A 12,435-nucleotide genomic window follows, 5' to 3' on the forward strand; every position below is an offset into this window, starting at 1 on the left:
GGCGCTAACCCGACCTACGAGAAAGCGTTCGCTCTTACCGTCAGTTTTCTTACTCCCCCAGCTTCCATCCCGACGTTATCGGATAACGCCGATCGCGGCCGAAGCCACGCTGGGTGATGCGCACGCCAATCGGGGCTTGGCGGCGCTTGTATTCATTGATGTCCACCAGTCGGACCACGCGCTCGACATCTTCCCGCGCAAAGCCCCGGGCAATAATGGCTTCCGCACTGCAATCCTGTTCCACATACAACGCCAGTATCTGATCCAGCACCTCGTAAGGCGGCAGGCTGTCCTCATCTTTCTGATCCGGCGCCAACTCGGCGGACGGTGGGCGGGTAATGACGGACGGGGGAATCACTTCGCCCTGTTCGTTGCGGTGCCTGGACAGCTCAAACACCAGGGTTTTGGGAACGTCTTTGAGCGCATCGAACCCGCCGGCCATATCGCCGTACAGGGTGGAGTAACCGACCGCGAGCTCACTTTTGTTGCCCGTGGTCAGCACCAAGTCGCCCCGTTTGTTGGACCAGGCCATCAGCAGGACGCCTCGACAGCGGGCCTGCAGGTTCTCCTCGGTGGTATCCCGTTTGGCCCCCTCGAAGACGGGATCCAGGGTCGCCATAAAGGCCTCGTACATGGGCTCGATACTCAGTGAGTGGTAACGCACGCCCATGCGGCGGGCCTGTTCGGCGGCGTCGGTCTGACTCAGTTCCGAGGTGTATCGAAACGGCATCATGATCGCCGTTACCCGCTCCGGACCCAACGCATCCACGGCGATGGCCAGCGTCAGGGCCGAGTCGATGCCGCCGGAAAGGCCCAACACCACGCCTTTGAAACCATTCTTGTTCACATAATCCCGTGTACCCGTCACCAGCGCCTGATACACGGAGTCCAGGTCCTGCTGTTGGGGGGCCAACGCCTGATGGGCCATATGAACCGATCCATCGTGCCAGTTGGCCTGCAATAGTTCCAGCGACTCCTGCCAGGCGGGCAGGCGCCGGCACAGGTCGCCCTGGGCGTTCACCGCCACCGAGCCGCCGTCGAATACCAGCTCGTCCTGGCCGCCCACCTGATTGACATAAACGATGGGCATATGCCCTTGCCGCGCGCGCTCGGCCAGCAACTGCTCCCGCTCACGCGGCTTGCCTTTGTGGAAGGGCGAGGCATTCAGATTCAGCATCAATTTGGCGCCAGCGTCCCGGGCCTGTTCCACCGGTCCGGGCTGCCAGATATCCTCACAGATGGTCAGCGCCGTCGGCACGCCCTTGAGGTCAAAGACACAGGCGCTATCACCCGGCACAAAGTAGCGCACCTCATCGAACACTTGGTAATTCGGCAGGCACTGTTTGGCGTACTCGCACACCAACTGCCCACGAGCAACCACGCCGGCCATATTGAACACCCGGCCCGCCACCACCTTGGGGTACCCGAGCACCAGCACAATACCCAGGTCTGCCTGCTTGAGTTGGTCCAGAGCGCGATCAATCCGCAGCGCGAGACTCGGACGCAACAGCAGGTCCTCCGGCGGATAGCCCGACAGGGTCAGCTCCGGAAAGACGATGACATCCGCCCCCTGGGCCTCCGCCCGACGGGCCTGCTCCAGAATCCGCTCGGCATTGCCGGGGATATCCCCGACCAGCGGGTTGATCTGGGCCATTGCGATACTCAAACTTGACATAAAGGGGCCTGCATCCTGATAAACTGCGGGAAAACGACGCGTATTGTCCGCCAATTGCGGATTCGACGCAAAGCGATAATATCCGACCCCGATCGGTCAGACTCACAGCCAAGGTACTCTGTCCCCCATGCCCGTCAACGACAACCCTGTCATGGCCCGCGTATCCAGCTACAGCAATTACGACCTGCTGAGGGTATACACCTACTATCGCACGCTACTGGGCAGCCTGTTGCTGTTGATGTTTCAGGGCAACATTGCGCCCAATATTCTCGGCAACGACCACCCGGACGTCTTTCTCTATACCTCAATCATCTATACCAGCATCAACATCATCACCCTGGGCCTGCTATGGCGGGTGAAGTTTCTGCCCTCCAATCAGCAGAGTTTTGTGCTTCTGGTTCTGGACGTGGCGGCCATTGCGCTGATGATGTATGCCAGTGGCGGCGCCTTGAGCGGCCTGGGTTACCTGCAGTTGGTGGTCGTGGCGGCTGGCGGCATGCTGCTGCCCGCGCAGTTGGCGATTCTGCTGGCGGCCCTGGCCAGCATCGCCGTGGTGGGCGAGAGCATCACCCGGCTGTGGTTGCTGTCGATCGACAACCGTACCCTGTTCTCCGCCGGCACCCTGGGCGCCCTGCTCTTCACCACGGCCCTCACCTTCCAATATCTGGCTCGGAAGATCCGCACCAGCAGTCAGGAGGCACTGGCCCAGGCCCGGCAGGCACAGCACCTGCAACGCCTGGCTCAGTTGATTGTGGAGCGCATGCGGACCGGCATCGTTGTTCTGGGGGGGAACCAGTCCGTTGAATTGATCAACCGCTCTGCCGCCGAGCTGCTGGGCGTGCGCGAAACACCCGGAACGCTCGATGACATTCCCCTGCTCAAAAATCAGTTTGATCAGTGGCAAACCGACAGTCGCACTTCATCGGTAGTGGCCACGGATCAGTCGTCCAATAACGAACTGAAAATCAACTTCGCGGCGCTGGATCCGAGCACCGCCTCAGAGACCCTGGTCTTTGTCGAAGACAACCGCCTGATTGCCCAGCAGGCTCAGCAGCTCAAGCTCGCTTCCCTGGGCCGATTGACCGCCAGCATCGCCCACGAGGTACGCAACCCCCTCGGCGCCATCAGCCACGCCAGCCAACTGCTCAGCGAATCGGATCAGCTCACCGGCGGCGACCAGCGCCTGCTTCAGATCATCGATAATCACAGCAAGCGGGTGAACCAGATCATCGAGAATGTTCTTCAGCTTTCGCGCCGCCGCAATGCGCGGCCCGAGCAGGTCATACTGAACGATTGGCTCCAGCACTTTACGGAAGAATTCCGCTCCGGCCAGCCCAATCCGTGCACACTTGAATTATCTCTTGATCGTGCTGACATTGGAGCCAAGTTTGACACGGGTCAGCTCCATCAGGTGCTGACCAACCTGTGCGACAATGGCTTGCGCTACAGTGAGGCCATTACGGGAGAGCGCCGGGTCAGGATTGAGGCGGGCATAGAAGCGCGTAACCAGCAGCCTTTCATCAGAGTCATTGACTGGGGGGAGGGTATTGATGAGGAGCGTCGCAGGCATATTTTCGAGCCGTTTTTTACTACGGAAAGCACCGGCTCGGGCCTCGGACTGTTCATCTGCAAGGAGCTTTGCGAAGCCAATCAGGCTTTAATACACTATGAACGCACGTCCGATGGACTCAGTGCATTCCACATTCAGTTGGCACACCCGGACCGGGCACTTTAATGGCCGACACCGACAGACTCTCTGACACAGGTTTTCTATGAGTAATCAACGCGTTCTGGTTATTGATGACGAGCCCGATATCCGCGAGCTGCTGAATATCACCCTCGGGCGGATGGGCATTGAGGCCGACTGCGTGGAGAACCTGACGTTGGCCAAGGAGCGCCTGGCACAGTCCCAGTACGACCTATGCCTGACAGACATGCGCCTACCCGACGGGAACGGTCTGGAGCTGGTGGAATTCATTCAGCAGGAATATCCCCGGTTGCCGGTCGCGGTGATTACGGCCCACGGCAGTATTGATACTGCCATTGAGTCCATGAAAGCCGGCGCCTTTGACTTTGTGTCCAAGCCCGTCGATCTGACTGCACTGCGCAAACTGGTCAGCAGCGCGATCCAGTCCAGCCAACTGCCCCCCATGCCGCTGCCGGCCGAGTGTCCGATTATTGGCCAGTCCAAAGCCATTCAGCATCTGATCGCCAGCATTCAGAAACTGGCCCGTTCCCAGGCGCCGGTGTATATTTCGGGCGAGTCCGGGGTGGGTAAAGAGCTGGTGGCCCGCTCCATCCATAAACTGGGGCCACGGGCCGCCGGTGAATTCGTGGCAGTAAACTGTGGTGCCATTCCCCGGGAGTTGATGGAGAGCGAGTTTTTCGGTCACAAGAAAGGCAGCTTCACCGGCGCTCACCAAGATAAGGCGGGCCTGTTTCAGGTTGCCGAAGGCGGCACACTGTTTTTGGACGAGGTCGCCGACCTGCCACTGGACATGCAGGTCAAGTTGCTGCGGGCGATTCAGGAAAAAGCGGTGCGCCCCGTCGGTGGGCAAAACGAAATCCGCACCGATGTACGTATTCTCTGTGCCACCCACAAGGCGCTGGATCAGGAAGTGCTGCAGGGCCGCTTCCGTCAGGACCTGTTTTATCGGCTTAATGTCATCCAGCTAAGGGTTCCACCACTGAGGGAGCGCAGGGAAGACATCGCCATGCTGGCCCGCCACATACTCGAACAGTTGGCCCGAGAGGTCAATTTCCCCACGCCGCAACTGAGCCAACCGGCCATGAAACAGCTCTGCGAGTATCATTTCCCCGGGAATGTCCGGGAGCTTGAAAACATTCTGGAACGAGCGTTTACGCTCTGTGAAAGCCAGGTCATCGACCCGGTTGATCTGCACCTGCCGGATAATACCGACCCGATGGGTAACGGCATGGAACCCGCCAATGACGGTGCAGGCAACCATGTAGCCCGATGCGCGGAGTACCCTTCTCTGGATCATTATCTTCAGGAAGTCGAAAAAGACATCCTGTGCAACGCACTCGAGCAGGCCAAATGGAATAAAACCCAGGCGGCAAAAAACCTGGGCATCAGCTTCCGGTCATTGCGCTACCGGCTACAGAAACTGGGGCTGGACGACGACTGATTCGCCGCCCCAGCGTCGACTACCAGCAGGCCTCTGGTGTCCGGCGTCCCCGGTGGTCCAAAGACATTTCCGTGTCGCAGTCTTCATCAGCGGTTTGCGGTGCGCGGATCGCCGTGGCGCTCAACGTGTAGGTGGTCGCCGACTCGTCATCAATGGTAATCCGATACATCCCCTCCGGTGAATCGATCCGCGCATCGCCCGTCGTCAACTGCTGATACACCGCACAATTATCATTGTCGTAACTGGAAAAGGTCGTATAGCAGCGCTGTAGACGTTGCGCCGTATCGTTCAGGGTCGCTTGAGCATCCGAACGGTTGCTGCGCATTACCTGATTCTGATACGAGCTATAGGCAATAGATGCCAGAATACCCAGGATGGCCACCACGATCATGATCTCAATCAGGGTAAAGCCCGCCTGGGATTGTCTGTGAAATAACGTCACTACTCGGTCCTCTTGTTATCAAATCCAGTGTTATCGAATCTGGCGCCAGGATTGACGGCCCAGCGCATCGGTCGGGATATCCACGTCTTCCTCCAGCAACCGCCCAATCTCGCCGTCCTGGCCATTTACGCCACCATCAGATGGATTGAGAATGAGCTTACCTGTACCCTGGCCAATGACACCGAAGGTGGGGTCACCCAAGATCAGGGAGTCGTATTCTTCAATACCATCCAGCAGGTTTTCACCGTAGTACCGATCGCCGATGGCCACCAGCTCCATCAGCCAACTGCGCCCCCCAAACTCACAGGCCACACCAGAAGGAATCAGCGTCGGGAAGATCAGGCGATCGAACAGCAACAGCGGCTTGCTGACGACCCGTTCGCCCAAGGCAGTATCGAAATCAATAAACCAGCCATTTACACTCGCGTCAGTCCAGTCAGGCTCATTCCGATCCTGCCCGTCGATGGTCCTATTTTCCGTTCCCTGAATGATGGCTTTTTCATGCAAAATCGACGCACGTCCATCTTGCGCCGTATTACTGGTGTAATCCAATTCAGAACCCAAATCGGCGATGGCGTAAAAGCTATTCTGAGGAGTATCTGCCGTCGCGAGGTTATCACTATTCTCAAAGTATTTTCCGGTTCCGAAGTACACCATGATAACCCCTTTGGAGTCCGTCACGGTGTGACGCTTCAGGGCATTGAAGCCCAACGTTGGTGCACTGGTAATGGGCTGCCGGTCACCGTCAGCATCCCTCGCGACAAACAGCGGGTTACCGGAAAGCCCCACTCCCCAGCCATCGGGACGGGTGCCGCTCAAATCAAACCTCCAGAGGTTACCCTGAAGATCACCCGCATAGGCGGTATTGATTTCTCCGTAGGCATCACCCAGTAACGCCACACCAGAAAGGCCTGTTCCCGCTTCCGTATCAATGACCCGACTCTGGGTGGTCGGATTCTCCAGATCAACGATAAACAATTGCGACGTGCCAGCATCATACCCATTACCGAACACAACGGCCCAGCGGCCATTGGCCATGCGAGCAATCTGTGGCTGGCTGAGAATGTAGCCCATATCACCCAGAGCCGCGAGATCGCTGGGCGCCAACTCAAACATCAACTCCGGGAAGTCAGGGTCGGTCACGTCCAGCGCAAAAATGCCTTTACCCCCGGCGCCGAAAGTGCCAACAAGCACACTTTTCCACTCACCACCCACGTAAGCGTCGCCCACCGCCAGTGGGCCGTCCACCGTGTACTCGTGGGCAACGTCCTCTCGACCGTAATTGGGGTCGGCCAGTGTCGCCAGTTTGGAATAAACACCATTCGGCACGTAAGCGAAACGTTCCTGAAGTGCGCTATTCCCTTCGGCATAAAATGCGTGAAGCATACCGTCATTGGCCCCGACAAACAGCGTGGGAGTTTCACTCCGCTTGTCTTCAACGTGAGTCGCGTACGTATCGCCGCCCAGCTCTGCCGGCAGCAGTCCGTAGCCAAAATCGCGGCCGCCAAGATAAACCGGGCTGGAGTTGACGATATCGCCCAGAAGTTTCTCGCGCTCTCTCAATCCACCCGTGCCCTCTTTACTCCGATCACCTTTTACCCAGTTCAGGCGATCTTGCCCAAGCGTTTCGGTGTCACCCGCAATCAGGTGGTTGCGCTGAGTGTCCGACAGGTTCTCCCAGGTGAAATCAACCATGGCATTTCCGGTGCCGCCGTCGTTGTAGGTATAGACTGTGCGCCCTGCACTGGTGCTGGGCATACCACTGTTGGTGGACGCATAGACGGTCGATGAAATGGCACCATTCGCACCGATTTCAAAAGACCGGATCTCGCCAGACCAGTTCTCACTATTGAAGAGAGCCTGATAGACGAAAGAACCTTCGGTGAGTCGGGTCGAGTTGGTCGCGACCGAGGAGGCCGCGCCGATACCGGCGGCAATTTCTCCGAACGTCTTCCGAAGTGCGCGCTGCAACTCACGCGGGTCTGTCGCAAAGAAGTAATTGTCGTTAGCAGAAGCGGCTATATCAGCTTCATCTTCGTCAGCATAACCGCCCCACTTGGCAGCAAAGTAAAGGGGTTGCTCCAGAGGCTGCGCCGAAGAGGTACCTACTACGAACGTGCTAGAAGACTTCGCATCCGGCTCATCGCAACCACTATCAGCGTCGCAAGCGCTGATCGTACTGACTCCGGAAGTCGATTTGAATCCGTTAATGCCAGAATGTACATGAAAACCATCATTCGTGGTGCCGCCAATCACGTAGCCAAACCCCATGACGTTTGGCGTGGAGTCTGCTACCACATCGGTGGTAACGGTGACACTGGTTGATGTGACCGAATACTCAATGATGCCCCACATGTCCTGGTCATAGTCACCGCCCTGCTCACTGTCCTCCCAGTTGACATACAGCTTGCCGGTGCTGACTGCGTCGGTATTGACCTGATCAACCACTTTGAAGTCGACAATCGCACAGTTTGCATCGGGATCGGTGGTCGTGTTGCGACAGGCCGGCTGAATCGACACCGTGCGCTCATCGCCCGGTACGGGAACAGACACCTGGGGAACGGCGGGCGCCAGAGCCACCCCATAGGTTTTGACCTGGCTTCGACGATCATTGGATACGCCATTGATCTGTAGGCCTTCGGAGCGGGCATAATACGCAAGGCCGGCAATCTGATAGCTTCCCTGCAGGCGCGGGGCGTCCGGACAGGTCCCTTGAACACTCGCCAGACCACTGACGGTTTTCGCCGTACAGAGCTGGTTATTATCCCCGGCTCCTTCACCGCCAACCTCACCGACAAAGTACTGGTTGCCGTGAATATTCTCTGCAGTCCCAACGGCATTGGTAAAGGAATCGAGTGTACTTTCTCCAGCTCCCAGATCCGAGAAGCCTGTCAACTGATCACCATCGTAGGAGCTGGTTGAGGCGTTGAACTGAATGACGTTTACCGGCGCGCAATAGTTATCACCATTCACTGGAGCAACCCAACTGGCTTTGTTCAACCCGTCAATGCGTCCGCTGTCGGACACATCGAAGGTGTCGTTGGCGCTCTGCCCAGCCAGGTAGCGCAACGACTCCAGGTACAGCTCCGACTGGGGATTACCCCAGTTACTGCAGTTCCCGTCGGTAAAGGACGCCAGTTCCCAGCTACAGCTATCACTCCCGGTTTGACCAAAATAAGTGCCATTATCAAAACGGTAGCCATAAATCCTGAGCCGGTCCAGGGTGTTTACAATCCCATCAAACGAGTCCGGGTCAGCCGGTGTCACAAAGGTACCATCGGCATTGATTTCATTGGCCATGGAGCCGACATTTTTGCGTAATGCCCCGCCCGACTTGTTAGCTGAGTAGGTGCCGGTCATCAGACCAAAATAGATGGACTCATCTTCACCGAATTCCTGCAATAGGCCAGTGGGTTTCAGCGATTCACCATAGGCCACACAACCACTGGCATTGTCCGAAGAAACGAAGTTCTCGTCGCACACTTCAACGCGGACGTTATAATCCGCGTTGAGAGCACTGTCATCCTCGCCGTCCTTGGTCGGGCTGCTCGAGTGCGCATAGATACCCGACACGGTCGAGTCATTGTCGTTGGTGCCCTGCCCCCAACGGCACTGCCAGCGTTCATTGCTGGCCCAGAGGGAATAGTTTCCCTCTGCAACGCGCATCAATGGAGCAGAGTCAACATTCTGGGACAGTACATCCCGGTCACTCGGATCAGTGGTATTACAGATGGTGATACCCGAGTCATCGTCCGTCGCATTTCCGGTAATCGTCGGGTTCAAGGGCGTCAAGCTTGAAATATCCCGACCGTTATAGTACTTGGCAAATGAGTGTGCATCGTTCGGAAGAAAGGCCCGCTCCAACACTGTCTGCGTGGCCGAATCGGTACTGCGCTTACCGCCGTAGAGGATTTTGCGCACGGCATCCATCCGGGTCATGGTGGCCCAGTTCAGAAAGTTGCCGCTCCACTCGCCCGTGTTGGAGCCGTCATTACAATAACGGTCAGCGTTGACGTTATTGACGGGTTCAAAGCGGCTGTTAGTGTATTCATAACACAGACCACTATCGAAGTAACCGTAGTAGTCGTAATCGTGTTTATAGGTGGTATCCGGCTCGCCATCCCCATCAATATCGCTGTAATCGTCGTACAGCTTGAAGAAAAGCTGATGATCATTGGACATGTTCAGCATCGCCACCGGACGCACCGGTTGCGTCATGAACAGGGGCGACTGTGCCGGCTCAGCGGCCAGGGCCGTATGGGTGGTAGCGACCGAGAGAAAACTGAACCCCAACGCCCAGGCACCTCGGTACAGCACGGAACTCATCATTCGTTGTTTCATGACGCTACCCTGTTAATTCTTGCGATAAGTTGACTGAAGCACGGCCTGTGATTCACCCGAGCCACTGAGGCCCCGGCTGGTGACCCGAAAGAATTCCATCTGCAGGTCATTGGTATTCTGTAAACTCTGCTGGTCGATGGCGCCACCGGTAGACTGGGACGCATTGAACGACAGCACCATCAGCTCCTCCACGACATACCAGGGCTGATTGGCATCGCCGATATTTTCCAGCCCCATATCAACCTGTACGGCATTGGCTGCCCACTGCTCATCCGTCCATTGATGCACCGGGGGCAATGCCATACCCGGCTGGTTCAGATCAGGCTCCAGACCGGGCGTTGCGCCGGAGAAATCGAGCCCATCGACGTTGTTGTCCTCGACCAGCGCCTCACCCACCCGGAGGCTGGCCTCCGCGGCCTGAAACGCCAGGTTACGCTCACGCATGTTACCGGCCATGGTTTCCTGCAGCCCGGTACTGCGAATGGCGGCCAGCCCCACGATGGTCATCAGTAGCACCATGATCAGCCCAACAATCAGCACGGCGCCACGTTGTTTTGAAGCCATTGTCACTGCATTGACGTTCATAGGTTTACCTCTTAATCCAGGCGTCCGCGGATGCCAATGGTGGTGCTGAACACCTGGCGCATACGTCGATCATCAATCCGCGCATCATCGATGGTTTCACCCCCAAAGAAATAGGGCTGGGGGTCCGGCAATACATTTGGCTGAAGACTCTGCATCAACAACTCCACCCGCACTGCCAGCACGTTTTCCCAGCTCGGCACATCATCGAACTCGCGATAATCATCCGGTACATTCTGGTTATCGTTGGGATTAGAATCCACGCCATAGAGCACCCGCATATTCTCAACCCCTTCGATCAGTTCAGCCCGTTCACCATCCTGATCCCGCCAGAGGCTCATGGTCCCGGGCGCACCGAAACCGCTCTCCGCAATGTAATAAGTCAGGGTGCTCATCCGCAGAATCTCGGCACCAGCACCAAACTGTTGCCCCCCCAGTTGGGAGTCGATGTTCTTGGGCTCATTGGCGATGTTGGAACGGGCATGAACAATTTTGGAGCCCCCACCACCCACGTTCTGGAAGTTGGTGATCAGAAACACTCGCCCCTGGGTGCAGTCCGAAATGACCGCAATATCGCCCCGACAGACATCGCCTACGCAGTCATCCTGCTCTTCGACCGCCACTTCCAGATTGGCCGTGCTACCTGTGGGCCCCACAATAGGCATGGTCACGTTGCTCGCCCGACGAACCACCAGAATCTCAGTGTCATCTGCCGCTACGCCGTCCTCCATTGGAGGGTCATCAGACGAATAGCCCTGAATGGAAATATTGAAATCCAGCAGGTAGTCGTTGGTCGGATCCTCCACCCCAATTTCGATATTCTGATTGGCACCGCGGCTCGAACAGCCTTGGTAGCCCGCCATACGGATATCCTGCGCCAGAAACTCAACCGCCATCCGGCCGCTTTCCTGAATCCGGGAAATCGCCTGCTGAGTGTTGTAGGTGGTGCGACTGGTGAGAAACATCTGCATGACGCCGGTCATCAGTACAATGCCGAGGGTCAGCGATATCATCAGTTCGATCAGTGATAAGCCTTGCTGTTTACGCATGGGGGCGCTCTCTCGATTCCGGGCCGCTAAATACGGGAACTGTAGGTAAAAGTGACCAACTGGGCGTCTTCGCCCGCCTCATCCGGTGCGGCATCTTCATCCACCCAACGCAAACTGATGGTGCACAGCTGGTTGGCATCGCAGTCGATGGCTCCCTCACCGCCGGGGAGCGTTCTTTCAAGCCGATCCAGCCACTCCTGGACGTCCGTGGCCGCCAACGAATTGCCCGCCGGCGCATCATCGCCAAAGTCATAGCCGTCATAGCTGTCGATACGGTCCCGGTTGATTCGCATCCGATCCATGATGTCGTACGCAAGGATGTTCGCCTGGGAGCGTAAATAGGCACTGTGATTGAACTGCAGGCTGCGGTTCTGAAGGGCCCCCATTGCCAACAGCGACGTGGCCAGAATCAGAACGGTGACCAACACCTCGATCAAGCCGGCCCCCGATTGTTTATGCGAACTGTTCAGTGACATTACAGATTCCTCAAACCGTCTCACGGGGGTTAGCATTCGGCTCGGGCTGAATTGACCGATCCGGACAGGCTGATCCGGATCGCCCGAGCCGAATCGTTGGTGCAGTCGTCATGGCGCGCCAGGCCGGTCACCTGGTTATTATCGGTGCGCGCCAAGGCACCCAGTTGATTGAACCGAACATGGGTGACCGCCCCGCCCCGGTTCATGGTGATAGTCATGTCGTTGGCCAGAGGCTCCCGGTCCCGCAGGATATCCGCGTCATTGTTGACCGTGGGGTTATTGCCCTGTTCGCCACCGGCATCGCGGTCCAGAATGACCAGCCAGCCATTGCTCCAGTCATTGCCACAGCCATCGCGATCGGCATTACTGGCACACAGGGTCACAATATCGGAACGCTTGACCGCTTCGCTGCGGGTAAAATTCAGCGTCGAGATCAGCTCGTCGCCCAGGGCGAGGGACTGGTTGTTGCGGATCATGGCGTTAAAGCTGGGAATCGCGATCCCCAGGACGATGGCCAGGACCGCAAGCGTCACCATCAGCTCAATAAGGGTAAAACCTGGTTGGCGAGTTGGAGTGCTTCGTTGCATATATCAACACTTTTTGTTGTTGAGCCGGACAATGCCCTGGCCCGGTGGCTGATCAGGTGGCGGGTGATTCTCTGGACGGACCGACCCTCCGCCTTTATAGTACCAACGCTACCACAACCGGGCCGCCCCACCAG

Annotated in this window: 9 protein-coding genes; 2 read left to right on the forward strand and 7 right to left on the reverse strand. The window is 57.3% G+C overall.

What is annotated here, in order from left to right:
• Positions 1-49: 49 nt before the first annotated feature.
• The gene (locus EDC38_RS15770) at positions 50-1,675 is read right to left on the reverse strand and encodes an NAD+ synthase (RefSeq protein ID WP_123639512.1); all 1,626 of its coding nucleotides are present in this window, start codon (positions 1,673-1,675) and stop codon (positions 50-52) included.
• A gap of 127 nt (positions 1,676-1,802) precedes the next feature.
• Here EDC38_RS15770 and EDC38_RS15775 point away from each other — a divergent pair, with 127 nt between their 5' ends.
• A complete protein-coding gene (locus tag EDC38_RS15775; protein WP_123639513.1) occupies positions 1,803-3,410 on the forward strand; it encodes a sensor histidine kinase in 1,608 nt (535 codons plus the stop codon).
• A gap of 37 nt (positions 3,411-3,447) precedes the next feature.
• Positions 3,448-4,824, forward strand: coding sequence for a sigma-54-dependent transcriptional regulator (locus EDC38_RS15780; RefSeq protein ID WP_123639514.1), 1,377 nt, complete (start codon positions 3,448-3,450; stop codon positions 4,822-4,824).
• Between the two features lie 19 nt (positions 4,825-4,843).
• Here EDC38_RS15780 and EDC38_RS15785 read toward each other — a convergent pair whose 3' ends face one another.
• From EDC38_RS15785 to EDC38_RS15810, 6 genes are read right to left on the reverse strand one after another with little or no spacing between them, the layout of a single operon-like run.
• Positions 4,844-5,266 carry a type IV pilin protein gene (locus EDC38_RS15785; RefSeq protein WP_211331165.1) on the reverse strand — a complete coding sequence of 141 codons (423 nt, stop codon included), beginning with the start codon at positions 5,264-5,266 and terminating at the stop codon, positions 4,844-4,846.
• 30 nt (positions 5,267-5,296) lie between these two features.
• A complete protein-coding gene (locus EDC38_RS15790; RefSeq protein ID WP_123639515.1) occupies positions 5,297-9,607 on the reverse strand; it encodes a pilus assembly protein in 4,311 nt (1,436 codons plus the stop codon).
• A gap of 12 nt (positions 9,608-9,619) precedes the next feature.
• Positions 9,620-10,171 (reverse strand): pilus assembly PilX family protein, encoded by a 552-nt coding sequence (locus EDC38_RS15795; protein WP_170162970.1) that lies wholly within the window; start codon positions 10,169-10,171, stop codon positions 9,620-9,622.
• Positions 10,172-10,203: 32 nt separating this feature from the next.
• Complete coding sequence (locus EDC38_RS15800; RefSeq protein ID WP_123639516.1) at positions 10,204-11,238, reverse strand: PilW family protein; 1,035 nt, start codon at positions 11,236-11,238, stop codon at positions 10,204-10,206.
• Positions 11,239-11,264: 26 nt separating this feature from the next.
• Positions 11,265-11,714, reverse strand: a complete 450-nt coding sequence (gene pilV / locus EDC38_RS15805; protein ID WP_170162971.1) for a type IV pilus modification protein PilV — start codon at positions 11,712-11,714, stop codon at positions 11,265-11,267.
• 29 nt (positions 11,715-11,743) lie between these two features.
• Positions 11,744-12,301 (reverse strand): GspH/FimT family pseudopilin, encoded by a 558-nt coding sequence (locus EDC38_RS15810; protein WP_123639518.1) that lies wholly within the window; start codon positions 12,299-12,301, stop codon positions 11,744-11,746.
• Positions 12,302-12,435 lie beyond the last annotated feature (134 nt).

It is taken from the genome of Marinimicrobium koreense (assembly GCF_003762925.1).
Taxonomy (GTDB): domain Bacteria; phylum Pseudomonadota; class Gammaproteobacteria; order Pseudomonadales; family Cellvibrionaceae; genus Marinimicrobium; species Marinimicrobium koreense.

Bases quoted from the DNA above. Each gene is read 5' to 3' on its own strand.
- EDC38_RS15770 (WP_123639512.1), bottom strand. From the start codon at position 1,675: ATGTCAAGTTTGAGTATCGCAATGGCCCAGATCAACCCGCTGGTCGGG.
- EDC38_RS15775 (WP_123639513.1), top strand. From the start codon at position 1,803: ATGCCCGTCAACGACAACCCTGTCATGGCCCGCGTATCCAGCTACAGC.
- EDC38_RS15780 (WP_123639514.1), top strand. From the start codon at position 3,448: ATGAGTAATCAACGCGTTCTGGTTATTGATGACGAGCCCGATATCCGC.
- EDC38_RS15790 (WP_123639515.1), bottom strand. From the start codon at position 9,607: ATGAAACAACGAATGATGAGTTCCGTGCTGTACCGAGGTGCCTGGGCG.
- EDC38_RS15795 (WP_170162970.1), bottom strand. From the start codon at position 10,171: ATGGCTTCAAAACAACGTGGCGCCGTGCTGATTGTTGGGCTGATCATG.
- EDC38_RS15800 (WP_123639516.1), bottom strand. From the start codon at position 11,238: ATGCGTAAACAGCAAGGCTTATCACTGATCGAACTGATGATATCGCTG.
- pilV (WP_170162971.1), bottom strand. From the start codon at position 11,714: ATGTCACTGAACAGTTCGCATAAACAATCGGGGGCCGGCTTGATCGAG.
- EDC38_RS15810 (WP_123639518.1), bottom strand. From the start codon at position 12,301: ATGCAACGAAGCACTCCAACTCGCCAACCAGGTTTTACCCTTATTGAG.